Origin of the sequence: Cupriavidus gilardii (assembly GCF_013314895.1) — a bacterium.
GTDB classification, from domain to species: domain Bacteria; phylum Pseudomonadota; class Gammaproteobacteria; order Burkholderiales; family Burkholderiaceae; genus Cupriavidus; species Cupriavidus gilardii_C.
On the sequence record NZ_JABTYE010000014.1, the window covers coordinates 122,814 to 147,363 of the forward strand.

The 24,550-nt window shown below is 68.5% G+C and carries 21 protein-coding genes; 10 read left to right on the forward strand and 11 right to left on the reverse strand.

Annotation, left to right across the window (positions count from 1 at the left end; genetic code table 11):
* Positions 1-3: 3 nt before the first annotated feature.
* The 4 genes from HTY53_RS15400 to HTY53_RS15415 form a co-directional block, all read right to left on the reverse strand.
* Entirely contained in the window at positions 4-672 is a 669-nt protein-coding gene (locus HTY53_RS15400) for a nicotinate-nucleotide adenylyltransferase (RefSeq protein ID WP_174107473.1), read from the reverse strand.
* A gap of 20 nt (positions 673-692) precedes the next feature.
* The gene (hemF, locus tag HTY53_RS15405) at positions 693-1,604 is read right to left on the reverse strand and encodes an oxygen-dependent coproporphyrinogen oxidase (protein WP_174107501.1); all 912 of its coding nucleotides are present in this window, start codon (positions 1,602-1,604) and stop codon (positions 693-695) included.
* 202 nt (positions 1,605-1,806) lie between these two features.
* A complete protein-coding gene (gene purD, locus HTY53_RS15410) occupies positions 1,807-3,075 on the reverse strand; it encodes a phosphoribosylamine--glycine ligase (RefSeq protein WP_174107474.1) in 1,269 nt (422 codons plus the stop codon).
* 94 nt (positions 3,076-3,169) lie between these two features.
* On the reverse strand, positions 3,170-3,895 hold the full coding sequence (locus HTY53_RS15415) for a YebC/PmpR family DNA-binding transcriptional regulator (protein ID WP_174107475.1): 726 nt from the start codon (positions 3,893-3,895) through the stop codon (positions 3,170-3,172).
* 355 nt (positions 3,896-4,250) lie between these two features.
* Between HTY53_RS15415 and HTY53_RS15420 the strand changes: the two genes are divergently transcribed.
* Positions 4,251-5,795 (forward strand): helicase HerA-like C-terminal domain-containing protein, encoded by a 1,545-nt coding sequence (locus HTY53_RS15420; protein WP_174107476.1) that lies wholly within the window; start codon positions 4,251-4,253, stop codon positions 5,793-5,795.
* Positions 5,796-5,987: 192 nt separating this feature from the next.
* Here HTY53_RS15420 and upp read toward each other — a convergent pair whose 3' ends face one another.
* Positions 5,988-6,638 (reverse strand): uracil phosphoribosyltransferase, encoded by a 651-nt coding sequence (upp, locus tag HTY53_RS15425; protein WP_174107477.1) that lies wholly within the window; start codon positions 6,636-6,638, stop codon positions 5,988-5,990.
* A gap of 291 nt (positions 6,639-6,929) precedes the next feature.
* Here upp and HTY53_RS15430 point away from each other — a divergent pair, with 291 nt between their 5' ends.
* The 4 genes from HTY53_RS15430 to HTY53_RS15445 are packed head-to-tail and all read left to right on the forward strand — an operon-like array spanning position 6,930 to position 10,159.
* Positions 6,930-7,871, forward strand: coding sequence for a DMT family transporter (locus tag HTY53_RS15430; protein WP_174107478.1), 942 nt, complete (start codon positions 6,930-6,932; stop codon positions 7,869-7,871).
* Positions 7,872-7,930: 59 nt separating this feature from the next.
* A complete protein-coding gene (locus tag HTY53_RS15435; protein ID WP_174107479.1) occupies positions 7,931-8,719 on the forward strand; it encodes an SDR family oxidoreductase in 789 nt (262 codons plus the stop codon).
* 8 nt (positions 8,720-8,727) lie between these two features.
* Positions 8,728-9,144 carry a methylglyoxal synthase gene (locus HTY53_RS15440; protein WP_174107480.1) on the forward strand — a complete coding sequence of 139 codons (417 nt, stop codon included), beginning with the start codon at positions 8,728-8,730 and terminating at the stop codon, positions 9,142-9,144.
* 40 nt (positions 9,145-9,184) lie between these two features.
* Positions 9,185-10,159 carry a quinone oxidoreductase family protein gene (locus HTY53_RS15445; protein ID WP_174107481.1) on the forward strand — a complete coding sequence of 325 codons (975 nt, stop codon included), beginning with the start codon at positions 9,185-9,187 and terminating at the stop codon, positions 10,157-10,159.
* Positions 10,160-10,247: 88 nt separating this feature from the next.
* Here HTY53_RS15445 and HTY53_RS15450 read toward each other — a convergent pair whose 3' ends face one another.
* The 6 genes from HTY53_RS15450 to HTY53_RS15475 all read right to left on the reverse strand — a co-directional run bounded on the left by HTY53_RS15450 (position 10,248) and on the right by HTY53_RS15475 (position 16,580).
* Entirely contained in the window at positions 10,248-10,541 is a 294-nt protein-coding gene (locus HTY53_RS15450) for a YkvA family protein (RefSeq protein ID WP_174107482.1), read from the reverse strand.
* 101 nt (positions 10,542-10,642) lie between these two features.
* Positions 10,643-11,791: a BMP family ABC transporter substrate-binding protein gene (locus HTY53_RS15455; RefSeq protein WP_174107483.1), complete on the reverse strand. Its 1,149-nt coding sequence runs from the start codon at positions 11,789-11,791 to the stop codon at positions 10,643-10,645.
* A 61-nt stretch (positions 11,792-11,852) separates the two neighbouring features.
* Positions 11,853-12,773, reverse strand: a complete 921-nt coding sequence (locus HTY53_RS15460) for an ABC transporter permease (protein WP_174107484.1) — start codon at positions 12,771-12,773, stop codon at positions 11,853-11,855.
* 17 nt (positions 12,774-12,790) lie between these two features.
* The gene (locus HTY53_RS15465) at positions 12,791-13,897 is read right to left on the reverse strand and encodes an ABC transporter permease (protein WP_174107485.1); all 1,107 of its coding nucleotides are present in this window, start codon (positions 13,895-13,897) and stop codon (positions 12,791-12,793) included.
* Positions 13,890-15,470: an ABC transporter ATP-binding protein gene (locus tag HTY53_RS15470; protein WP_174107486.1), complete on the reverse strand. Its 1,581-nt coding sequence runs from the start codon at positions 15,468-15,470 to the stop codon at positions 13,890-13,892. The genes HTY53_RS15465 and HTY53_RS15470 overlap by 8 nt, the downstream gene beginning before the upstream one ends.
* 366 nt (positions 15,471-15,836) lie before the next feature.
* On the reverse strand, positions 15,837-16,580 hold the full coding sequence (locus tag HTY53_RS15475; RefSeq protein ID WP_174107487.1) for a GntR family transcriptional regulator: 744 nt from the start codon (positions 16,578-16,580) through the stop codon (positions 15,837-15,839).
* Between the two features lie 185 nt (positions 16,581-16,765).
* Between HTY53_RS15475 and HTY53_RS15480 the strand changes: the two genes are divergently transcribed.
* The 5 genes from HTY53_RS15480 to HTY53_RS15500 form a co-directional block, all read left to right on the forward strand.
* Positions 16,766-17,986, forward strand: a complete 1,221-nt coding sequence (locus HTY53_RS15480; RefSeq protein WP_174107488.1) for a pyridoxal-phosphate-dependent aminotransferase family protein — start codon at positions 16,766-16,768, stop codon at positions 17,984-17,986.
* An 84-nt stretch (positions 17,987-18,070) separates the two neighbouring features.
* Positions 18,071-21,217, forward strand: coding sequence for an FAD-binding and (Fe-S)-binding domain-containing protein (locus HTY53_RS15485; protein ID WP_254599968.1), 3,147 nt, complete (start codon positions 18,071-18,073; stop codon positions 21,215-21,217).
* Positions 21,218-21,361: 144 nt separating this feature from the next.
* Entirely contained in the window at positions 21,362-22,390 is a 1,029-nt protein-coding gene (locus tag HTY53_RS15490) for a tripartite tricarboxylate transporter substrate binding protein (protein WP_438820965.1), read from the forward strand.
* 70 nt (positions 22,391-22,460) lie between these two features.
* Positions 22,461-23,027 carry a tripartite tricarboxylate transporter TctB family protein gene (locus tag HTY53_RS15495; RefSeq protein ID WP_174107490.1) on the forward strand — a complete coding sequence of 189 codons (567 nt, stop codon included), beginning with the start codon at positions 22,461-22,463 and terminating at the stop codon, positions 23,025-23,027.
* Between the two features lie 9 nt (positions 23,028-23,036).
* Positions 23,037-24,550 (forward strand): tripartite tricarboxylate transporter permease (locus HTY53_RS15500; RefSeq protein ID WP_174107491.1); only part of this gene is annotated, 1,514 nt, incomplete at its 3' end.

Below are 24,550 nucleotides of genomic sequence, written 5' to 3' on the forward strand. Positions count from 1 at the left end.
TGCTCAGTCCTGGCGATAGAGTCCGTGGGTGGCGATGTAGTGTGCCACGCCCGGGGGGAGTTGGTCATCCGCGCGCTGGCCGGCGGCAAGGCGCTGGCGCAGGGCGGTGGAGGAGAGGTCGACGGCGAGCGTCTGGTCGATCCACATCCGGCCGGAGGGCGTGGATTGTATCAGGTGCGCGTCGGCACGGCGCTGGGCCAGCGCGTCGCGCACCGGGCCGTCGAGCTGGTCCAGCGCGAAGCCGGGCCGGGTCGCGACGCACAGGTGGACGTAGTCGAGCAGGTCCTCCCAGCCGTGCCAGGTGTGCAGGCGCAGCAATTGGTCAGCGCCCATCAGCCATGCCAGCGAGGCCTCGGGGCCGTACTGCTCGCGCAAGTGGCGCACCGTGTCGATGGTGTAGCTCGGGCCGGCGCGATCGACCTCCATGCGGCTGGCGTGAACCCGCGCCGGCGCGTCGGCCAGCGCCGAGGCGGCCAGTTCCGTCATCGCCAGCCGGTCCGCGGCCGGGGTCACGTCGTTGCCTTTCTGCCATGACTGGCCGGTCGGAATCCACAGCAGCTCGTCGAGCTGCAGATGGTCGATGCATAGCCGCGCCAGCGCCAGGTGGCCGACATGGGGCGGGTCGAAGGTGCCGCCGAGGATGCCGAGGCGGTAGGGGCGGTTGGAGTTCATCGACAAGGTCCGGGCCCGGTTCAGACCCACTCGCGCGCCGGCAGGAAGTCGGTGTACAGCGCGGCTTCGGCGCTACCCGGCTCGGGCTGCCAGTCGTAGCGCCAGGCGGCCTGCGGCGGCATCGACATCAGGATCGATTCGGTGCGGCCGCCCGATTGCAGGCCGAACAGCGTGCCGCGGTCGAACACCAGGTTGAATTCGACATAGCGGCCGCGGCGATAGGCCTGGAAGTCCCGTTCGCGCGCGCCGTAGGGCGTGTCCTTGCGCGCCTGCAGGATCGGCAGGTAGGCATCGAGAAAGCCGTCGCCGACCGCGCGCATCATCGCGAAGCTGCCGTCGAAGCCGAGCTCGGAGAAGTCGTCGAAGAACACGCCGCCGACGCCCCGTGCCTCGCCCCGATGCTTCAGAAAGAAGTACTCGTCGCACCAGCGCTTGAAGCGCGGATAGAGCCCGGCGCCGAAGGGATCGAGCGCGGTCTTGCAGGTCGCGTGGAAATGCCGGCAGTCGTCGGCATTGCCGTAGTACGGCGTCAGGTCCATGCCGCCGCCGAACCACCAGACCGGCTCGGCGCCTTCCTTGACGGCCAGGAAGCAGCGCACGTTCATATGGACCGTGGGCACGTAGGGGTTGCGCGGATGGAACACCAGCGACACGCCCATCGCCTCGAAGCCGCGCCCGGCCAGTTCGGGCCGGTTGGCGCTGGCCGACGGCGGCAGCGCGTCGCCGCGCACGTGCGAGAAGCCGACGCCGGCGCGCTCCATCACCGCACCGCCTTCGAGGATGCGGGTGCGGCCGCTGCCGCGCAGTCGCTCGGTGGGCGGCTTTTCCCAGGCATCGGTGGCGAACGGCTGCCCGTCGATGGCGGCGACGGCATCCGTGATGCGGTCTTGCAGACCCAACAGATAGGCGCGGACTGCCTGGGAATCGATCATCAGCATGGTCAGGATTGTAGCCGCTGCCCCGTCATGGTGCGGCGGGGTAGGCACGCGGGGATGTTCGTGCTCCGGCGGTGTTCTCGCTCTCCCCCCAAGGAGAGGGCTGGGGAGAGGGGTGGTTTCGAGGCGCGGTCGGTATGGCGCAAGCCTTTGCCCTCTCCGCCGGCCCTCTCCCGCAAGCGGGAGAAGGCAGAAGACCTCAGCGCTTGATCGCCCGATAGCCGATGTCCGAGCGGTACTGCATGCCGTCGAAGTGGATCTGCTGGGCCGCCGCATAGGCCGCGCGCTGCGCCGCCTTGACGGTATCGGCCAGGCCCACCACGCACAGTACGCGGCCGCCGTTGGTCAGCAGCTTGCCGTCGGCCAGCGTGGTGCCGGCGTGGAAGGTCACGCTGTCCTCGGTCTCGGCCGGGATGCCGGTAATCAGGTCGCCCTTGCGCGGCGAGTCGGGGTAGCCGTGGGCGGCCATCACCACGCCCAGCGCCGTGCGGCGGTCCCAGTCGAGCTCGACCGCGTCGAGCCGGCCGTTGACGGCATGCTCCATCACGTCGAACAGATCCGTCTTGAGCCGCGCCATGATCGGCTGCGTCTCGGGATCGCCCATGCGGCAGTTGAATTCGAGCGTCTTCGGATTGCCGTCGCGGTCGATCATCAGGCCGGCGTACAGGAAGCCGGTGTACGGGATGCCGTCCTTCTCCATGCCGCGCACGGTCGGCATGATGATCTCGCGCAGCACGCGTGCATGCAGCGCGGGCGTGACCACCGGTGCCGGCGAATAGGCGCCCATGCCGCCGGTATTGGGGCCGGCGTCGCCGTCGAGCAGGCGCTTGTGGTCCTGGCTGGTGGCCAGCGCCAGCACATTGGCGCCGTCGACCATCACGATGAAGCTTGCTTCCTCGCCCTCGAGGAATTCCTCGATGACGACGCGCGCGCCGGCATCGCCGAGCTTGTTGTCGGCCAGCATCATGTCGACCGCGGCGTGCGCTTCTTCCAGCGTGGTGGCGACCACCACGCCCTTGCCGGCGGCGAGGCCATCGGCCTTGATCACGATCGGCGCGCCCTGTGCGTCGAGATAGGCGTGTGCCTGCGCCGCGTCGCTGAAGGTCTGGTAGGCGGCGGTCGGAATCTGGTGCCGGTGCATGAAGGCCTTGGCGAAGTCCTTCGACGACTCCAGCTGCGCGGCCGCGCGGCTTGGGCCGAAGATGCGCAGACCGCGCGCGCGGAACACGTCGACGATGCCGGCCGCCAGCGGCGCCTCGGGACCGACCACGGTGAAATGCACGCCCTCGCTTTGCGCGAACTCGGCCAGCGCCGCCGGATCGGTCACGGGGACGTTCTGCAGCCGCTTGTCCAGCGCAGTGCCGCCGTTGCCCGGCGCCACGTAGACGACCTGCACCTTGGGCGACTGGGCCAGTTTCCAGGCCAGCGCGTGTTCACGTCCGCCCGAGCCGACAACCAATACTTTCATGATCCACTGCCAGAAGATAAAGCTTTGGGGACGGCGGCCGCTGCATCGAATTGGCTACGGCCGCCGGGGAGAGGGGAGGGGCGGATGCGCCGGCTCAGTCCTCGATCACCGCGTTGGTGAAGACTTCCTGCACGTCGTCGAGGTTTTCCAGCGCGTCGAGCAGCTTCTGCATCTTGACGGCATCGTCGCCCGAGAAGCTGACTTCGTTCTGCGGCTTCATCACGACGTCGGCGACCTCGGCCTTGAAGCCGGCCGCTTCGAGTGCCGTCTTGACGGTGCCGAAATCGTTGGGCGGGCAGGTGACCTCGATCGCGCCGTCCTCGTGGGTCACGACATCGTCGGCGCCGGCCTCGAGCGCAGCTTCCATCAGCTTGTCCTCGGGCGTGCCCGGGGCGAACAGGAACTGGCCGCAGTGCGTGAACATGAAGGCCACCGAGCCTTCGGTGCCCATGTTGCCGCCATGCTTGGAGAAGGCGTGGCGCACTTCGGCGACGGTCCGGGTGCGGTTGTCCGTCAGGCAATCGACGATGATCGCGGCGCCCGACAGGCCGTAGCCCTCGTAGCGGATTTCCTCGTAGCTGGCGCCTTCCAGACCGCCCACGCCGCGCTGGATCGCGCGCTGGATGTTGTCCTTCGGCATGTTGGCGTCCATGGCCTTGTCCATGGCCAGCCGCAGGCGGGGATTGGAGTCGGGATCGCCGCCGCCGAGCTTGGCGGCGACGGTGATTTCCTTGATCAGGCGGGTCCAGATCTTGCCGCGCTTGGCGTCGGCGGCGGCTTTCTTATGCTTGATATTGGCCCATTTGGAATGACCGGCCATGTTTCTCTCCGAGGCGGAACAGGTACGCGAGGCGCGTGCAGCGCGGCGAGGGCAGCATGGCCGAAGGCTGGCGGCCGGGCCGGCGGGCGTTTGACGACGCCCAGGCGGCTGGTTGCGATGCACGCGCCGGGTGATGGAATCATCAGCGGCAGGCCATGACTGCTGGCAATCACTGCTGGATATAATCAGCCCGGGATTTTATCACGCGCCCCTGTGCGCCAGACCGCCGGCCCGGCCTTTGCCGCGCCGGGCGAGGCGGGCTTGTTGGCGCCGAACCTATCGCCGCACCATCGCCCGTACCCTCGCCTCATCGGCGAATCGACACATCGCCTCATCATCCACCGGAGCCCCCAGCATGGCCGACCCCATCGTTATCGCCAAGAACGCCCAGCATGAACTGGCCCTGCTGCCGCAGATGGGCAACCGCCACGGGTTGATCACCGGTGCCACCGGCACCGGCAAGACCGTGACGCTGCAGACGCTGGCGCAGGGCTTCTCGCGGCTCGGCGTGCCGGTCTTCATGGCCGACGTCAAGGGCGACCTGACCGGAATCTCGCAGCCCGGCCAGCTGTCCGACAAGCTCGGCAAGCGGCTGGCCGACCTGGGCCTGCCCGAGCCGGTCTGGGGCGCCTGCCCGACCACGCTGTGGGACGTGTTCGGCGAGAAGGGGCATCCGGTGCGCGCCACCGTGTCGGACATGGGCCCGCTGCTGCTGTCGCGCATGCTGGAACTCAACGACACCCAGCAGGGCGTGCTGAACCTGGTGTTCCGCATCGCCGACGCCAACGGCCTGCTGCTGCTCGATGCGAAGGACCTGCGCGCGATGCTGCAGTACGTCGGCGACAACGCCGGCCAGTTCACCACCGAGTACGGCAATATCTCGGCCGCGTCGATCGGCGCGATCCAGCGCGGCCTGGTCGCGCTCGAATCGCAGGGCGCCGATGTGTTCTTCGGCGAGCCGATGCTGAACCTGGACGACTTCATGCAGACCGACAAGGGTCTGGGCATGGTCAATATCCTGGCCGCGGACAAGCTGTTGCACGCGCCGCGGCTGTACGCGACCTTCCTGCTGTGGCTGCTGTCCGAGCTGTTCGAGAAGCTGCCCGAGGCCGGCGACCTCGACAAGCCCAAGCTCGTGTTCTTCTTCGACGAGGCGCATCTGCTGTTCAACGACGCGCCCAAGGCGCTGCTGGAGAAGATCGAGCAGGTGGTGCGGCTGATCCGTTCGAAGGGCGTCGGCGTGTACTTCGTCACGCAGAACCCGATCGATATTCCCGACACCGTGCTGGGGCAGCTCGGCAACCGCGTCCAGCATGCGCTGCGCGCGTTCACGCCGCGCGACCAGAAGGCGGTCAAGGTGGCGGCGACCACGATGCGCGCCAATCCGGAGCTGGACGTGGAGAAGGCGATCGGCGAGCTGGCGGTGGGCGAGGCGCTGATCTCGCTGCTCGACGCCAAGGGCACGCCCGGCATCACGCAGCGCGCGTGGGTGCTGGCGCCGGGCAGCCGCATCGGCCCGATCGACGAGGCCGAGCGCAAGCAGCTGCTGGCCTCGTCGCTGGTGGCGGGCATCTACGAAAAGGCGGTCGATCGGGAATCGGCCTATGAAAGGCTGAAGGGCAGGGCCGCGCAGAGCGGCGAGGCGCCGGCCGTGCAGAACGGCGGCGGGCAGAACGGAGGACAGGCAGCGGGCCAGCCGGCCGGCGAACGCGGCTGGCTCGACGAGGCCGGCGATCTGTTCGGCGGCCTGACGCGCGGCACCGGCAAGACCGGCCGCGGCGATTCGATTCTGGAGTCGATGGCCAAGTCGGCGGCCCGCACGGTGGGCTCGCAGGTCGGCCGCGAGCTGATCCGCGGCGTGCTGGGCAGCCTGCTGGGGTCGGGGCGCAAGCGCCGGTAGCGAGGGACGGCGCCCTCTCCCCCGGCCCCTCTCCCGCAAGCGGGCGAGGGGAGAAACCCGGGCGGCGAATCAACGCCGACAGCCAGGGTCAAGTTGTCGAGAAAGTCCGTCGGCGTTTCAATGGCTGCAGGCAGGCTCCCCTCTCCCGCTTGCGGGAGAGGGGTTGGGGGAGAGGGAAAGCCCCGCCCCGACTCAGTTCTTGGTACCGAACAAGCGGTCGCCGGCGTCGCCCAGGCCCGGCACGATGTAGGCGTGCTCGTCCAGATGGCTGTCGAGCGAGGCTACGTACAGCTTCACGTTCGGATGGGCCTTCTGGAAGACCTCGACGCCTTCGGGCGCCGCCACCAGGGCGACGAACGTGATCGCCTCGTCCTTGACGCCGCGGCGCTTGAGCACATCGACCGCATGCGCCGCCGAATAGCCGGTGGCGACCATCGGGTCGCACAGGATGAAGCTGCGATCCTCCAGAGCGGGCAGCCGCACCAGATATTCGACCGGGCGATGATGCTCGTCGCGATAGACGCCGATATGGCCGATCCGCGCCGACGGGATCAGTTCGACCAGGCCGTCGCTCATGCCGACGCCGGCGCGCAGCACCGGCACGACGGTCAGCTTCTTGCCGGCGATCACCGGTGCGTCCATGCTGACCAGCGGCGTCTCGATATGGCGCGTGGTCAGCGGCAGGCTGCGGGTGATCTCGTAACCCATCAGCAGCGTGATTTCGCGCAGCAGCTCGCGAAAGGTCCGCGTCGACGTGTCGCGGTCGCGCATGTGCGACAGCTTGTGCTGGATCAGCGGGTGGTCGAGGATGAACAGATTGGGGAAACGCGGATCTTGCTTCATGGCGGGTAGCGGCTGGCGGTGAGGGCAGGGCGGAATCCGGGGGATCGCCCCGGTGGTGCCGGATTGTAATGGATGGCGTCATGGATCGACGCCCGGCCGTCCGCGCGGGCGCGACGGCGCCGGGCCGGCGTCCGATGTCTTTGCGCCTTTTGACATACAATCCTCGCGTCTGTCCGGCGGCAATCCCGAACGTTGCCGACGCGGCGGCAAATCCGACCTTTTTCCGACGTAGTGCCTTGTCGCGCCCGCCTGTCGGCGACCGTGCGCGCACAGGCCGTTTGCACCATACCCGTGCCCGCTTCCCAGAAATCCCTCGCCAGCCCCGCCAGCGCTTCCGCCGGCGCGCGGCAGCGCACCGGGCTTGCCGTCGCCGCCATCGGCGCCGTGCTGTTCTCCGGCAAGGCCATCGTCGCCAAGCTGATGTACCGCTACAACGTCGACGCCGTGATGGTGATCACGTTGCGCATGCTGTTCGCAGTGCCGCTGTTCATGGCGATCGGCTGGTGGCAGTCGATGCGGCTGCCACCGCTTTCGTGGGCCGATCGCGGCCGCGTGCTGATGCTCGGCTTCATCGGCTACTACCTGTCGAGCTTTCTCGACTTCCTCGGCCTGCAATACATCACCGCGGGGCTGGAGCGGCTGATCCTGTTCCTGACGCCGTCCTTCGTGGTGCTGGCCACCGCCTTCGGTTTCAAGCGCCATATCAGCCGCCAGCAGTGGATCTCGCTGCTGCTGGCCTACGCCGGCATCCTGCTGGTGCTGGCCCACGATCTGGACGTCAGCGGCAGCAAGGTCTGGCTCGGCGCCGCGCTGGTGCTCGGCAGCGCGGTCAGCTATGCCGTCTATCTGATCGCCAGCGGCGAGCTGGTCGCGCGCATCGGGTCGCTGCGGCTGGTCGCCTATGCGATGTGCGTGTCGACCGCCTGCTGCGTGGTGCAATATCTGGTGCTGGGACGCCCCTGGGGCGAACTGCTGCAGCCGGCGCCGGTGATGTGGCTGTCCGCGATCAACGCGGTGTTCTGCACCGTGCTGCCGGTGTCGCTGACGATGATGGCGGTGGCGCGCATCGGCGCGCCGATGGCCTCGCAGGCCGGCATGATCGGCCCGGTGTCGACGCTGTTCCTCGGCTTCTGGCTGCTGGGCGAGCCGATCACGCTGGTGCAGCTGGCAGGCAGCGCGCTGGTGATGGGCGGCATCTATCTGCTGTCGCGCAGCAAGGCTGCGCGGACCTGAGCGGGCGGCAACGCGGGCTCGATCGATTTGAACAACTGGCGAATCAAGGAGAAGGGAGCATGGATTTCGGATTGCGAGGCAAGCATGCGCTGGTGTGCGGCGCCAGCAAGGGCCTGGGTTTTGCCTGCGCCGATGCGCTGGCGGCCGAGGGCGTCGACGTGGTGATCGTCGCGCGCGGCGCCGAGGCGCTGGAGAAGGCCGCCGCCGACCTGCGCGCGCGCCATGGCCGCCGCGTGGTCGCGGTGGCCACCGACATCACCACGCCGGAAGGCCGCCAGCAGGCGCTCGACGCCGTGGCCAGGCTCGGCGATCTCGACATCCTGGTCAACAACGCGGGCGGCCCGCCGCCGGGCAATTTCCGCGACTGGAACCGCGAGGACTGGATCGCCGCGCTCGACGCCAACATGCTGACGCCGATCGAGCTGATCAAGGCCACCGTCGACGGCATGATCGCGCGCAAGTGGGGCCGCATCATCAACATCACCAGCGGCGCGGTCAAGGCGCCGATCGATGTGCTCGGGCTGTCCAACGGCGCACGCTCCGGCCTGACGGGCTTCGTCGCCGGCGTGGCCCGCGAGGTCGCGCAGCATGGCGTGACCATCAACAACCTGCTGCCGGGGCCGTTCAATACCGACCGTCTGTACAAGACCATGGAAGGGGCCGCGAAGAAGGCCAACCTGACCGTCGACGAGGTCGCGCAACGCCGCGCCGCGCAGAACCCGTCGCGCCGCTTCGGCGACCCGGCCGAGTTCGGCGCCACTTGCGCGTTCCTGTGCAGCAAGCAGGCGGCCTACATCACCGCGCAGAACATCCTGCTGGACGGCGGCGCCTACCCGGGCACCTTCTGAGCGCGCGCATGAGCACCATCCCCGTCGCCGCGGTTCCGCCCCGCATCGCGCTGATCGCGCACGACCGCAAGAAGGACGACATCGTCGCCTTTGCCCGCCGCCATCGCGATTTCCTTGTGCACTGCGAACTGCTGGCCACCGGCACCACCGGCGGCCGGCTGATCGACGAGGTGAGACTGACGGTCACGCGCATGCTGTCCGGCCCGTGGGGCGGCGACCTGCAGATCGGCGCGCAACTGGCCGAGGGCCGCGTCGCCGCGGTGATCTTCCTGCGCGACCCGATGACGCCGCAGCCGCACGAGCCCGATATCAACGCGCTGGTGCGCGCCTGCGACGTGCACGACGTGCCGTGCGCGACCAATGTGGCGACCGCCGACATGCTGATCGCCGAAATGCGGCGGCGTACCGCGGCGCCGGCGGCCTGAACGGCAGTCCCGATCCGATCATCCCAAGGAGAACCGAACCATGAGCAAAGCCATCCGCATCTTCGAGAACGGCGGTCCTGAAGTGATGCAGTGGGTCGACGTCGAGGTCGGCGAACCCGGCCCCGGCGAGATCCGCATCCGGCAGGAGGCGGTCGGCCTGAACTATATCGACGTCTACTTCCGTACCGGGCTCTACAAGCAGCCGCTGCCGGGCGGGATCGGCATGGAAGGCGCCGGTGTGGTCGAGGCGGTCGGGCCGGGCGTCACGCATCTGCGCGAAGGCGACCGCGTCGCCTATGCCGGCCGACCCACCGGCGCCTATGCGCAGGTGCGCGTGATGCCGGCCGATATCGTGGTCAGGCTGCCGGACGATATCTCGTTCGAGCAGGCCGCCGCGATGATGCTGCAAGGCATGACGGTGCAGTACCTGGTGCGCGACACCTACCGGGTGCAGCCCGGCGACACCGTGCTGCTGCACGCCGCGGCCGGCGGCATCGGCCTGATCGCGTCGCAATGGCTGAAGGCGCTGGGCGCCACCGTGATCGGCACCGTCGGCAACGACGACAAGGCCGCGCTGGCGCGCGCGCATGGCTGCGACCACACCATCGTCTACACGCGCGAATCGTTCCTGGACCGCGTCAAGGAAATCACCGGCGGCAAGGGCGTGGCGGTGGTCTACGACTCGATCGGCAAGGACACCTTCAACGATTCGCTGGACTGCCTGGCGCCGCGCGGCACCATGGTCAGCTTTGGCAACGCCTCGGGCCCGGTGCCGCCGGTCGATATCTCGGTGCTGGGCGCCAAGGGCTCGCTGAAGCTGACGCGTCCGACGATCATGACGTATGTGACGCAGCGCGAGCTGCTCGAGCCGATGGCGGCCGAGCTGTTCGACATCGTGCGCAGCGGCAAGGTCAGGATCGAGGTGCGGCAGCGCTATCCGCTGGCCGAGGTCGCGCAGGCCCATCGCGAGCTGGAAGCGCGCAAGACCACCGGCTCGACGGTGCTGATCCCGTAAGACTGCAGGCGGAGCAGAAAAGAAAAGGGCGCCAGTCGAACTGGCGCCCTTTTTCGTTGCCGCTACCGCGCGGTCAATGTGGCATCGGTCAATGCGGCCTGACCGTCGTCGATTGCGTTCGCATTTGCGCTTGCCGCAGGATATGCGGTGGCAGTCGCTTCAGGATCAGATGGACCGCCAGCGGGATCAGCACCAGATCGTCGACGATGCCCAGTCCGGCCACCACGTCGGGGATCAGGTCGATCGGCGACAGCGCGTACAGCGCCACGCCGACCACCGCCGGCTTGAGCCAGCCCGGCGCGTCCGGGTGCCGCAGCGCATACCAGAGCAGGCGCCCGTCCCGCCGCACGAGCGTCCAAAGCGCCGAGAATCGTTTCCACATGAGAGGCCTCCATCACACTGTGCACCCGCGACTGAAATGCGCGGCACGACAACAGGATAGCTTGGGCCGATGCGCCGCGGTTCAAGTTCCCGGCGAAGGGTTCAACCCGGGATCTGCCCCTCCACACCCTCGACGTAGAACTTGATGCCGTGCAGGAACTTGTCGTCGGCCACCTGGCCTGCCGCCAGTTGCTCCTTGCCGGTGTTGTCCTTGAGCGGGCCCTTCCAGATCGGCGCGCTGCCGTCGATGATGCCGCGGCGGCGCTCGGCGACCAGCGCCTTGACGTCCTCGGGCACGTCGGCGTTGAAGCTGGTCAGGTCGATCATGTTTTCCTTCAGACCCCACCAGGTGGTGCCGTTGGTCCAGGTACCGCTGAGCACGTCGCCGACCACCTTGTTGTAGTAGACGCCCCACGAGATCACCGACGCGGCCAGGTGGGCCTTGGGACCGAACTTGCTCATGTCGCTATCCCAGCCGAACGCATGCACGCCCTTTTCCTGCGCCGTTTGCACCACGGCGGCCGAATCGGTGTTCTGCATCAGCATGTCGACGCCCTGGCCGATCAGCGTGGTGGCGGCCTCGCGCTCCTTGCCCGGGTCGAACCACTTGTTGACCCAGACCACCTTGACCGTCGCGCTCGGATTGACGCTGCGCGCGCCCAGTGCGAACGAGTCGATGTTGCGGATCACCTCGGGGATCGGCACCGAGGCGACCACGCCCATCTTGCCGGTCTTGCTCATCTTGCCGGCCACCACGCCGGCCAGATACGCGCCCTCGTAGGTGCGCACGTCGTACTGCGCCAGGTTGTCGGCGGTCTTGAAGCCGGTCGCATGCTCGAACCTGACGTCCGGAAACTCCTTGGCGACCTTCAGCATCGATTCCATGTAGCCGAAGGTGGTGCCGAAGATCAGCTTGTTGCCCTGGCTGGCCAGATCGCGGAACACGCGCTCGGCATCGGCGGCGGATTCGGGGATGTTCTCGACATAGGTGGTCTTGACCTTGTCGCCGAATTTCTCCTCGACCGCCTTGCGGCCGCGGTCGTGCGCATAGGTCCAGCCGGCGTCGCCGACCGGTCCGATATAGACGAAGGCGACCTTCAGCGGCTCGCCCGCCTGGCCGGCGGCCGGAGCCGAGGCGGCGCCCGGCGCGGGCTGCTCGGCTTCCTTCTTGCCGCAGCCGGCCAGCGTGGCCACCGCCAGCAGCGTGGTGGCGGCCAGCGTCGCGAGGGACTTCCTGCGCGTGACGATCATCGATTTCTCCTTGTGTTGAATGCGCGCATTGACACGCGCGTTGGCTCTTGCTGGAAAAGGGTCAGGCGTTGCCAGGGCGGAACGGCCGCCCCAGCGACGCCGGCATATTGAGGCGGATCCACGCCGGATTGCGCGAGATCAGCGCCAGCACCACGATGGTGGCCGCATACGGCAGCATCGACAGGATCTGCGACGGCGCGGAGACGCCGATGCCCTGCAGATAGAACTGCAGGATCGTCACGCCGCCGAACAGCCAGGCGCCCACCAGGACGCGGCCGGGCCGCCAGGTGGCGAAGGTGGTCAGCGCCAGCGCGATCCAGCCGCGCCCGGCAACCAGATTCTCGACCCACATCGGCGTATAGACCAGCGATAGATAGGCGCCGGCCAGCCCGCAGCAGCCGCCGCCGAACAGCAGCGCGGCGAAGCGGATCCAGCGCACCGGGTAGCCGAGCGCGTGCGCCGACTCCGGCGATTCGCCGATCGCGCGCAGCGTCAGTCCGGCGCGCGTGCGGAACAGGAACCACATGATGGCCACGCACAGCAGCACGCTGACATAGACCATCCAGTGATGCTGGAAGAAGGCCGGGCCGACGAAGGGCAGGTCGGCCAGGCCCGGCACCTTGCTGCCCTGCGCGGGCATCGCGTAGCCGACGAAGCGCTGGCCCATGAAGGCCGACAGGCCGGTGCCGAAGATCGACAGCGCCAGGCCCGTGGCGACCTGGTTTGTGGCCAGCACCAGCGCCAGCCAGGCGAACAGCGTGGCCATCGCCATGCCGGCCAGCGCGCCGGCGACGAAGCCGAGCAGCGGCGACTGGGTCTGGTAGCCGACCATGAAGCCGAACACCGCTGCGACCAGCATCATGCCTTCGGCACCGAGGTTCAGCACGCCGGCGCGTTCGTTGATCAAGAGGCCGAGGGCCGCCAGCAGCAGCGGCGTGCCGGCATTGATGGCGGTGGCGACAAGGGGAGCGAATTGTTCCATGAGCGGATATCGGTTGGCTATCGGGCCGCCGCCGCGCGCCAGCGCAGACGGTTGTCGATCAGGCTGTCGCAGGCGAGCAGGAAGAACAGCAGCATCCCCTGGAACACCCAGCCGATGGCCGACGGCAGGCCCAGGCGCGATTGCGCCATCTCGCCGCCGATATAGAACAGCGACATCACGATGCCGCCGAACACCGCGCCCACCGGATGCAGCCGGCCGACGAAGGCGACGATGATCGCGGTAAAGCCGTAGCCCGGCGAGATCGACGGCAGCAGCTGGCCGATCGGTCCCACCACTTCGAAGGCGCCGGCCAGCCCGGCGAAGCCGCCGGAGATCAGCAGCGCCATCCACAGCGAGGCGCGCGCCGAGAAGCCCGCGTAGCGCGCGGCGGACGGGGCGGTGCCGCCGACCTGCAGCCGGTAGCCGGCGAAGCTGCGGAACAGGAACACCGTCATCACCGCCACCAGCACCAGCATCACCACGAAGCCCGCATGCAGCCGCGAGCCCGACATCAGGTTGGGCAGCAGGAACTCCGACGAGAACACCTTGGACTGCGGGAAGTTCATGCCCTGCGGATCCTTCAGTGGGCCGTTGACCACGTAAAGAATCAGCTGCTGCGCGATATAGGTCAGCATCAGCGAGACCAGGATCTCGTTGGCGTTGAAGCGGTCGCGCAGCAGCGCGGTGATGCCGGCCCACAGCATGCCGCCGGCGATGCCGGCGAGCGAGGCCAGCACGAGCACCGCCACGCCGTTGGCGTTGTGACCGGGCACATCGAACCACAATACGGTCGCCGCGGCGAAGATGCCGCCGAGGATCAGCTGCCCTTCGGCGCCGATGTTCCAGACGTTGGCCCGGTAGCAGACCGACAGCCCGAGCGCGCACAGCACCAGCGGCACGGTCTTGAGCAGCACCTCGCCGAGCGCGCGCTTGTCCTTGACCGGATCGACCAGAAAGACCTTCAGCGCGGCCATCGGGTCCTTGCCCAGCAGCACGAACAGCAGCGCGCCGAAGGCGAGCGTCAGCGCCAGTGCGATGAAGGGCGAGGCATAGGCCATCGGACGCGAGGGCAGGCCGCGCGGCGACAGCGACAGGGGGAAGGCGAAGCCGAGCGATTTAGCCATGGACGCGCGCCTCCGCGACGTCATGCCGGCCCTCGTCCTGGCCGCCCGGTCCGCCCGGCCACAGCCCGCTCATCCATAGGCCGACCTGTTCCCGTGTGGCGTCCTCCACCGGCATCGATGGCGACAGCCGCCCCTTGGCGATCACGTGCAGCCGGTCGCAGATCGCGAACAGCTCGTCGAGCTCCTCGGAGACGACCAGGATCGCGCAGCCGGTCGCCTTCAGCGCCAGCAGCTCGTTGTGGATCTGCGCGGCGGCGCCGACGTCGACGCCCCAGGTCGGCTGCGCGACGATCAGCACGCCGGGGCCGCTCTCGATCTCGCGGCCGACGATGAACTTCTGCAGATTGCCGCCGGACAGGCTGCGCGCCATCGCGTCCGGGCCGCCGGCCTTGACGCGAAAGCGCTGGATGATCGCCGCCGCGAGTCCCGCCGCTGCCTTCGGCGACACCAGGCCGCGCCGTACATAGGGCGGGTCCTGATGCGACAGCAGCGTATTGTCGGCCAGGCTCATGCCGGGCACCGCGCCGCGGCCCAGCCGCTCCTCGGGCACGAAGGCCAGGCCCGCGCGCCGGCGGGCGCGCGCATCGAGGCGGCCGACCGGCTTGCCGTCCAGCGCGATCGCATCGCGCGCGGCGCGGGTGTCCTCGCCGGACAGCGCTGCCAGCAATTCCTGCTGGCCGTTGCCCGAGACGCCGGCGATGCCGACGATCTCGCCGGCATGCAGATCCAGCGAAATCCCTTCGAGCGCGGTGGCGAAGGCATGCGCGCGCGGCAGCGACAGCTCGCGCACGGCCAGACGAAGCGGCCCCCGCGGCGTGGCCACGCGCGCCTCGCGCGGCGGTTCGCCGCCGATCATCATGCGCGACAGCGAGGCCGCGCTCTCCTGGCGCGGATCGCACAGGCCCGTGACCCGGCCCATCCGCATCACGGTGGCGCGGTGGCACAGCGCGCGGATCTCGTCGAGCTTGTGGCTGATGTACAGGATGCTGGTGCCTTCGTCGGCCAGCTGGCGCAGCGTGACGAACAACGTCTGCACCGCCTGCGGCGTCAGCACGGAAGTGGGTTCGTCGAGGATCAGCAATTGCGGCCGCGCCAGCAGCGCGCGCACGATCTCGACGCGCTGGCGCTCGCCGACCGACAGCGTATGCACATGGCGCTCGGGCTCGAGCGGCAGGCCGTAGCGCGCGGCGGTTTCGCGGATCCGTTCGGCCAGCGCCTTTATCGAGGTGCCGCCGCGCTGCGCCGCCGGCAGGCCGAGCGCGATGTTCTCGGTCACGGTCAGCGTGTCGAACAGCGAGAAATGCTGGAACACCATCGCGATGCCCAGGTCGCGGGCATCGTGCGGACTGTCGATGACGACCGGCGCGCCGTTGAAGTGCATCTGGCCGGCGTCGGGTTTGACCGCGCCGAAGATGATCTTCATCAGGGTCGACTTGCCGGCGCCGTTCTCGCCGAGCACGGCATGGATTTCGCCGGGAGCGACGGTCAGCGAGACGTCGTCGTTGGCGGTCACGCCGGGATAGCGCTTGACGATATGGGCAAGCGCCAGCCTGGGGGGGAAATTGGATGTCACTGAGGCGGCTCTGGTTGTCGTGGCAGCTTCGTCCGTCGGCACTGCGCGGCACCGGCGCAGACCGCAGGGCAGCGGTGCGACGGGCGGCGGCAGCGAGCAGCAGTGAACAGCGGCAAGGCGTGGGCCAGCATGGCCGGCGCGCCTCGCCGCATCATCACGGAAGCGTAATGCCTGTTATCAGGTCGGGATTATATAAGTGCGCGGGATCCGGAACGGCCGCCATGACCGTCGATGCAGGCCCCGCAACGGATCGCGGAGGGTTGCAAGTCGCATGCCGGGTGCGGGAACGGTGAGCAGGGTGTGCCGGCGCGCGAGCCCGAGGCCGGGCCCGGCGAACGCGGGCCCGGAGGGCGGCCGGGAGCCCGGTCAGGCCGCGGAAGCGGAGCTGTTCTCGCCGGCCCGGTCGACAGCCCGCCCGCCCTGCATCACCGCTTCGCGCTTCTCCAGCAGATGCTGACGCAGGATCGCGGCGAGGCGCTTGCCGTCGCGCGCTTCCAGCGCCTGGATCATCGCCTCGTGGTCGTGCACCGCGCGGTCCCATTTCTCGGTCTGCTGATTCGAGCGGAAGCGCAGCGCCTTGAGCCGTCGATTGATCGACAGATAGGTCTGGCGCAGCACGCCATTGCGTGCGGCCGCATTGATGCGGTCGTGGATTTCCTGATTGCGGCTGTAGTAGCCGGACAGGTCGTTCTGCGCGCGGCAGGCCAGCATCGCGTAATGCAGCGCCTTGATCTGCGCCAGCTCGGCCGGCGTGATGCGTTCGCAGGCCAGTTCGCCGGCGAAGGCTTCCAGGCCGGCCATCAGTTCGAAGGTCTCCCAGATCTCGGCCTCGGTCATGCGCGACACGCTGGCGCCGCGGTTAGGCGAGATCTCGATCAGGTTCTCGGCGGCCAGCACCTTGAACGCCTCGCGCAGCGGCGTGCGCGAGATTCCCAGCGTCTCGCACAGCTCGCGCTCGTTGAGCTTCATGCCGGGCTTGAGCACGCCCTCGGTGATGAACTTGCGCAGGTGCTCGACCACGGTGTCGTGCAGCCGCTGGCGCTCGAGCCGCGGCAGCAGCGGGGTGGCGCCGCTGTCGGGCAGCGGTTCCCCTTCGGCGGAATTTTGCATTCAAAGTCCTTGTCCGTGATGTCGCGGCCATTCTAGCGCACAGTCGCCGGGAACTGTCCCGCAGCCCGCGCCGCCCGGGCAATCGGGGTAAACGAGCGCCGTTGCCGGGCAATTTCCGCTTGGGATCGCCGACAGCCGCTGCTACAGTATTTTGAATTCAAAATTCAACAAGGAGACACCCGTCCATGATCTCGCTCGACTTCCACCCCGCCGGCCGCCACTTCCTGCAGATCCCGGGACCGAGCCCGGTACCGGATCGCATCCTGCGTGCGATCAGCTATCCGACCATCGATCATCGTGGGCCGGAATTCGGGGCGCTCGGGCGCAAGGTGCTGGCGGACATCCGCAAGATCTTCAAGACCGAGCACCCGGTGATCATCTATCCGGCCTCGGGCACCGGTGCCTGGGAGGCCGCGCTGTCGAACGTGACGAGCCCCGGCGACACCGTGCTGATGTACGAGACCGGGCATTTCGCCACGCTGTGGAAGTCGATGGCCCAGTCCCTGGGCCTGCAGCCGGAATTTCTTGGCCTGCCCGGCATCGAGGGATGGCGCCGCGGCGTGCAGCCCGACATGATCGAGGCCCGCCTGCGCGAGGACAGCGGCCATCGGATCCGCGCGGTCTGCGTGGTCCACAACGAGACCTCGACCGGCGTGACCTCCGACATCGCGGCGGTGCGCCGCGCGATCGATGCGGCGGGCCATCCGGCGCTGCTGATGGTCGATACCATCTCGGGCCTGGCCTCGGCCGACTACCGGCATGACGAGTGGGGCGTGGACGTGACGGTGTCGGGCTCGCAGAAGGGCCTGATGCTGCCGCCGGGCATCAGCTTCAACGCGCTGTCGCCGAAGGCGATCGCCGCCAGCAAGGAGGCGCGCATGCCGCGCAGCTTCTGGCGCTGGGACGAGATCCTCGAGGCCAACAAGAACGGCTACTGGCCGTACACGCCCAATACCAACCTGCTGTACGGCCTGTCCGAGGCGATCGACATGATCCTGGAGGAGGGGCTGGACAACGTCTTCGCGCGCCATCAGCGCCTGGGCGAGGCCACGCGCCGCGCGGTGCGCGCCTGGGGCCTGGAGATCCAGTGCGCCGATCCGGCGGTCTACAGCCCGGTGCTGACCGGCGTGATGATGCCCGAGGGCGTCGACGCCGACGCGGTGCGCAAGCTGATCTACGAACGCTTCAACATGTCGCTGGGCCAGGCGCTGGGCAAGATGCGCGGCAAGATGTTCCGGATCGGCCATCTTGGCGATTGCAACGAGCTGACGCTGATGGCGACGCTGTCCGGCTGCGAGATGGGGCTGAAGCTCGCGGGCGTGCCGCTGCAGGGCAGCGGCGTGGCGGCGGCGATGGAGTACCTGACGTCCCATGCCGACACGCCGGCGCTGAAGGCCGCCGCCTGAGCGGATGGAGCTGCGATGACGGATCCGTCCACGCGCCTGGCCTCCACGTCGGCCCCATCATTGGCCCCATCGTTGGCGTCGTCCTTGACATCGTCGCCGATCGTCAAGCCGCTGCACTTCGTCCGCTCTGAGGGCGGGCCCGGCTCGCCGCTGGCGACGCGGCTCAAGCGCGAGTTGCGCGGCGACGTGCTGTTCGACCGCGCCAGCCGCGGCCGCTATGCGACCGATGCGTCGATCTACCAGATCATGCCGGTCGGCGTGGTGGTGCCGCGCGACCAGCGCGATCTGCTGCTGGCGCTGGAGATCGCGCGCGATGCGCATGCGCCGGTGCTGGCGCGCGGCGCCGGCACCAGCCAGTGCGGCCAGACGGTTGGCGAAGCGCTGGTGATCGACAACAGCAAGTGGCTGAACCAGGTGATCGCCTTCGATCCGGTCGCGGCCACCGTCACGGTGGAGCCGGGCATCGTGCTCGACCATCTGAACGCCTGGCTCAAGCCGCACGGGCTGTGGTTCCCGGTCGATGTCTCGACCGGCGCGCAATGCACGATCGGCGGCATGACGGGCAACAACTCCTGCGGATCGCGCTCGCTCGCCTACGGCAACATGGTGCACAACGTGCTGGCCATCGACGCGGTGCTGGCCGACGGCGCGCAGTGCCATTTCGGTTCGCTGGCGCAGGCGCCCACCGATCCGCGCGTGCAGGCCATGCTGCAGCAGCTGCGCGCGATCGCCACGCGCGAGCGCGACGAGATCGCCGAGCGCATGCCCAAGGTGCTGCGCCGCGTCGCCGGCTACAACATCGATCTGTTCGACTGCCAGAATCCGCGCGCCTATACCGACGACGGCCACGCCAACCTGTCGCACCTGCTGGTCGGCTCGGAAGGCACGCTGGCCTACAGCCGGCAGATCACGCTGAAGCTCGCGCCGTTGCCCGCGCACAAGGTGCTGGGCGTGGTCAATTTCCCGACCTTCTACCAGGCGATGGAAATGACCCGGCATATCGTCGGACTGGCGCCGGTCGCGGTCGAACTGGTCGACCGCACGATGATCGACCTGTCGATGGCCAACCCGGCCTTCCGCCCGGTCATCGCGTCGGCGCTGCGCGGCGAGCCGCAGGCAATCCTGCTGGTCGAATTCGCCGGCGAGGATGCCACGGCGCTGCGCAACGACCTCGACGCGCTGGACGAACTGATGGGCGATCTGGGCCTGCCCGGCTCGGTGGTCAAGATGCCGGACGCCGGCGCGCAGAAGGCGCTGTGGGAAGTGCGCAAGGCCGGCCTGAACATCATGATGAGCATGAAGGGGGACGGCAAGCCGGTCTCCTTCATCGAGGACTGCGCGGTGCCGCTGCCGCATCTGGCCGAGTACACCCGCCGGCTGACCGAGGTGTTCCACCGCCACGGCACCGAGGGCACCTGGTATGCGCACGCCAGTGTCGGCACGCTGCACGTGCGGCCGATCCTCGATATGCGCCGCGACGGCGCGGAGAAGATGCGCGCGATCGCCGAGGAGGCCGCCGCGCTGGTGCGCGAGTACAAGGGCGCCTATTCGGGCGAGCACGGCGACGGCCTGTGCCGCGGCGAATGGGTGGCCTGGCAATACGGGCCGCGCATCCACGCCGCCTTCGGCGAGATCAAGGCGCTGTTCGATCCGGACAATCGCTTCAATCCGGACAAGATCGTGCGCCCGCCGAAGATGGACACGCGCGAACTGTTCCGCTTCCCGCCCGGCTATCGGCGGCTGCCGCTGCAGCCGGCGCTGGACTGGTCGGCCTGGAACGTCAGCCGCGATCCTTTGAGCGGCGAGGAAACGCCGCCGGGCAGCGGCGGCGATCGCACCGGCGGGCTCGCCGCCGCGGTCGAGATGTGCAACAACAACGGCCACTGCCGCAAGTTCGACGCCGGCACCATGTGCCCGAGCTACCGCGTCACGCGCGACGAACAGCATGTCACCCGCGGCCGCGCCAATACGCTGCGGCTGGCCGTGTCCGGTCAGCTCGGCGAGGAAGGGCTGGCCAGCGAGGACGTCAAGGCGGTGCTGGATCTGTGCGTGTCGTGCAAGGGCTGCAAGCGCGACTGTCCGACCGGCGTGGACATGGCGCGGATGAAGATCGAGGCGCGCCACGCATGGGCGCAGCGCCACGGCCTGACGCTGCGCGACCGGCTGGTGGCGTTCATGCCGCGCTATGCGCCGCTGGCCAGCCGCATGCCCGCGCTGATGGCGCTGGCCGAGCGGATTCCGCTGCTGTCGGACTGGGCCAAACGCGCGCTGGGCTTCGCGCCGCAGCGCAGCCTGCCGCGCTGGCAGCGTTCGTTTTTGTCGACGATTGCGCGTGCCGGCCGCGGCGATGCCACCCCGGCCACTGCCGGCGCCGGCGCTGCGACGGATACCGCTTCCCTGGCCGCTTCGTTTGGCGATCCATCTGTCGATCCGGCCGCCGGGGGAAATCGGGAGGTGGTGCTGTTCGTCGACACCTTTAACAACCACATGGAGCCGGAGAACGCGCGCGCCGCGCAGGCGGTGCTCGAAGCCGCGGGCTATACCGTGCATCCGCTGATGCGGTCCGGCGAGCGGCCGCTCTGCTGCGGCCGCACCTTCCTCGCCGCAGGACTGGTCGAGCAGGCACGCCAGGAGGCGCGGCGGCTGCTCGATACGGTGCAGCCGTTCGTCGCGCGCGGCGTGCCGATCGTCGGGCTCGAGCCGTCGTGCCTGCTGTCGCTGCGGGACGAGTTCCTCGGCTACGGCTATGGCGACGAGGCGGCGCGCCTGGCGGCCAGCGCCTTCCTGTTCGAGGAGTTCCTGGTGCGCGAGCGGCAGGCGGGGCGCCTGAGCCTGAAGCAGCTGGCGTTGCAGCCGCTGCCGCAGCGCCAGGCGCTGGTGCATGGCCACTGCCATCAGAAGGCGTTCGACGCCTTCACGCCGGTACAGACGGTGCTGGGCTGGATTCCCGAGCTGAAGGTTTCGCCGGTCGAGTCGTCGTGCTGCGGCATGGCCGGCAGCTTCGGCTACGAGGCGGAGCATTACGCGGCCTCGGTGGCGATGGCCGAGCAGTCGCTGCTGCCGGCGGTGCGGGCGCGCGCGGACGACGCGATCGTGGTTGCGGACGGCACCAGCTGCCGCCATCAGATCTTTGACGGCGCCGACGCGCAGGCGTGGCACGTGGCGCGCGTACTTGCCGCGGCGCTGGCGCCCCGCGAAGGGGCGGCGGCAATCGGTCGGCGAGGAGGGTAGCAGGGGGGAAGCGATAAAGCAGGGAGGACAGGCCGGCGCCGTTGCCGTGTCGGCCACCAACCAGTCCGCCGCGCAGACCACAGAAGGCCGCTCCACGGCCGGCACGCGGCGGACCGATGTGACATTCCAACGAGGAGACAGGCAATGCAAAGCAAGCACAGCAAGCAGGGCAAGCGTTCGATGCCGGCGTTCGGCGCGCTCGGCGCGTTCGCGCTCGCGATCGGCGGCGCACCGGCCGCGGCGTGGGCATGGGAGCCGACCAAGCCGGTCGAGATCGTCGTGCCGTTCAGCGCCGGCGGCGCGTCCGACCAGATGGCGCGCTCGATCCAGAGCATCATCGCCAAGCACAAGCTGATGAGCCAGCCGGTGATCGTGGTCAACAAGGCCGGCGCCAGCGGTGCCGAGGGCCTGATGGACACCAAGGCATCGCAGGGCAATCCGCACAAGCTGCTGGTGACCTCGTCGGCGCTGTACACCGTGCCGATGGTCAGCCACCTGCCGTTCAGCTGGCGCGACCTGACGCCGATCGCGATGGTGGCGCAGGACGAGTTCGTGCTGTGGACCAATACCGAGGCGCCGTACAAGACCGTCGCCGAATTCGTCGAGGGTGCCAAGGCCAACGCCGGCAAGGTCAAGATGGGCGGCACCAGCTCCAAACGCGAGGATCAGATCATCACCACGCTGATCCAGAAGAAGACCGGTGCAAAGTTCATCTACGTACCGTACAAGGGCGGCGGCGAAGCGGCCACGCAGCTGTCGGGCAAGCATATCGACGCCAACGTCAACAACCCGTCGGAGTCGATCGGCCAATGGCGCGCCGGCGAGCACCGCGCGCTGTGCGTGTTCGCGCCCGCCCGCATGGGCTACACGACCAAGGTCACCCAGTCGCAAAGCTGGGGCGATGTGCCGACCTGCAAGGAGCAGGGGCTCGACGTCCAGTACCAGATGCTGCGCGTGTTCATGATGCCGGGCGGCATCACGCCCGACCAGCAGAAGTACTACGTCGAGCTGATGCGCAAGATCGTCGCCACGCCGGAGTGGAAGGAATATCTCGAGCGCAACGCGCTCAAGAGCGAATTCCTCGCCGGCAAGCCGCTCGAGGACTTCCTCGCCAGGGACGAGAACGCGCACCGCGACATCCTGAAGGAAGCCGGCTTCATGGCCGCGCGCTGATCCGGCATCGCCAACGACGCGCGGCCGCCTCGACGCGGACGGCCGCGCGCACCGACTGGGAGAGGGTTCGATGGAAACACAGGAAGAGCATGCGGCCGCAGCCGGTGCCGGTGCCGGTGCCGGTGCTGGCGCTGGTGCCGACGCTGTCCGTGATGGCGACGAGCGCGGCGTGTCGCTGCGCGCAGTCGAGCTGGTGGTGGCCGCGCTGTTGCTGGTGGGCGCCGCGGTGGTGATCTGGAGCAACCACCGCATCGGCGCGGGCTGGGCCGCCGACGGCCCCGAGGCCGGCTACTTTCCGCTGCGCGTCGGCGCGATCGTGCTGGTGTGCAGCCTGGCGGTGGCCTGGCAGGCGTGGCGCACGCCGGCCGATGCGATCTTTGCCAGCTGGCAGCAGCTGCGCCAGGTCTGCGTGATTCTGCTGCCGCTGACCGTCTATGTCGCACTGATCGGCTGGCTCGGCATCTATGTCGCTTCGGCGATCTTCATTGCCGGCTTCATGATGGCGGTCGGCAAGGCCGAATGGTGGCGCGCGGTGCTGCTGGGCGCGGGGATCAATCTGGTGCTGTTCTGGATCTTCGAGATCCAGTTCCGGGTGCCGCTGCCGAAGGGGCCGCTCGAAGCGGCGCTCGGCTTCTAGGAGGGCACCATGGAGGAATTCAACGCGCTGATGCACGGCTTTTCGGTCGCGCTGTCGTGGCAGAACGTCGGCCTGATGTTCGTCGGCATCCTGCTCGGCATCGTGGTCGGCGTGCTGCCCGGGCTGGGCGGTCCCAACGGCGTCGCGATCCTGCTGCCGCTGACGTTCTCGATGGATCCGACCTCGGCCATCATCATGCTGTCGTGCATCTACTGGGGCGCGCTGTTCGGCGGGGCCATCACGTCGATCCTGTTCAATATCCCGGGCGAGGCCTGGTCGGTGGCCACCACTTTCGACGGCTATCCGCTGGCGCAGCGCGGCGAAGCGGGCCGGGCGCTGACCTCGGCCTTTACCGGCTCGTGCCTCGGCGCGATGGCCGGCGTGCTCCTGATCACCTGCCTGGCGCCGCTGGTCGCCAAATTTGCGCTGCGCTTCGGGCCGCCCGAATATTTCGCGGTCTATCTGCTGACCTTCTGCAGCTTCGTCGGCATGGGAAAGGAAGCGAAGCCCAAGATCCTGATCGCGATGTGCGTCGGCTTCCTGCTCGCCGCGGTCGGCATGGACACGGTCTCGGGCACGCTGCGCATGACCTTCGGCTCGACGGAGCTGCTGCGCGGCTTCGACTTCCTGGTGGCGGTGATCGGGCTGTTCGGCATCAGCGAGATCCTGATGACGATGGAGGAGGGCGTGGCCTTTCGCGGCAAGCAGGCGCGCATCGACCTGAAGGTGGTGCTGCGCACGTGGGCGGAGCTGCCGCGCTACTGGATGACGATCCTGCGCTCGTCGGCGATCGGCTGCTGGCTCGGCATCACGCCGGGCGGCGCGACCGCGGCCTCGTTCATGGGCTATGGCGTCGCCAAACGGATGGCTCGCGATCCGGACTCGTTCGGCAAGGGCAATATCGAGGGCGTGGTCGCGCCCGAGACCGCGGCACACGCGGCCGGCACCAGCGCGCTGCTGCCGATGCTGGCCCTCGGCATTCCGGGCTCGGCGACCGCCGCGGTGCTGCTGGGCGGGCTGATGATCTGGGGCCTGCAGCCGGGGCCTCTGCTGTTCCAGGAGCAGGGGCCGTTCGTCTGGGGCCTGATCGCCAGCATGTACCTGGGCAATATCGTCGGGCTGCTGGTGGTGCTGTCGACGGTGCCGCTGTTCGCGGCGATCCTGCGCATCCCGTTCTCGATCATCGCGCCGCTGATCCTGGTGGTCTGCGCGATCGGCGCCTATACGGTCAATAACGCTTTGTTCGATGTCTGGCTGATGCTCGGCTTCGGCGTGATCGGCTACGTGCTGAAGAAGCTCGACTATCCGCTGGCGCCGCTGGTGCTGGCGCTGGTGCTCGGCGACCGCGCCGAGGATGCGTTCCGCCAGACCATGCTGGTGTCGTCGGGCTCGCTCGATATCTTCTGGTCCAACGGGCTGGTGGGCACCATCATGACGCTGGCCATCCTGGTGCTGATCTGGCCGATGATCGGCGACCTGCGCGCGCGGCTGCGCAAGGGGAAGGGGGTGGCGGAGGCGGTGGG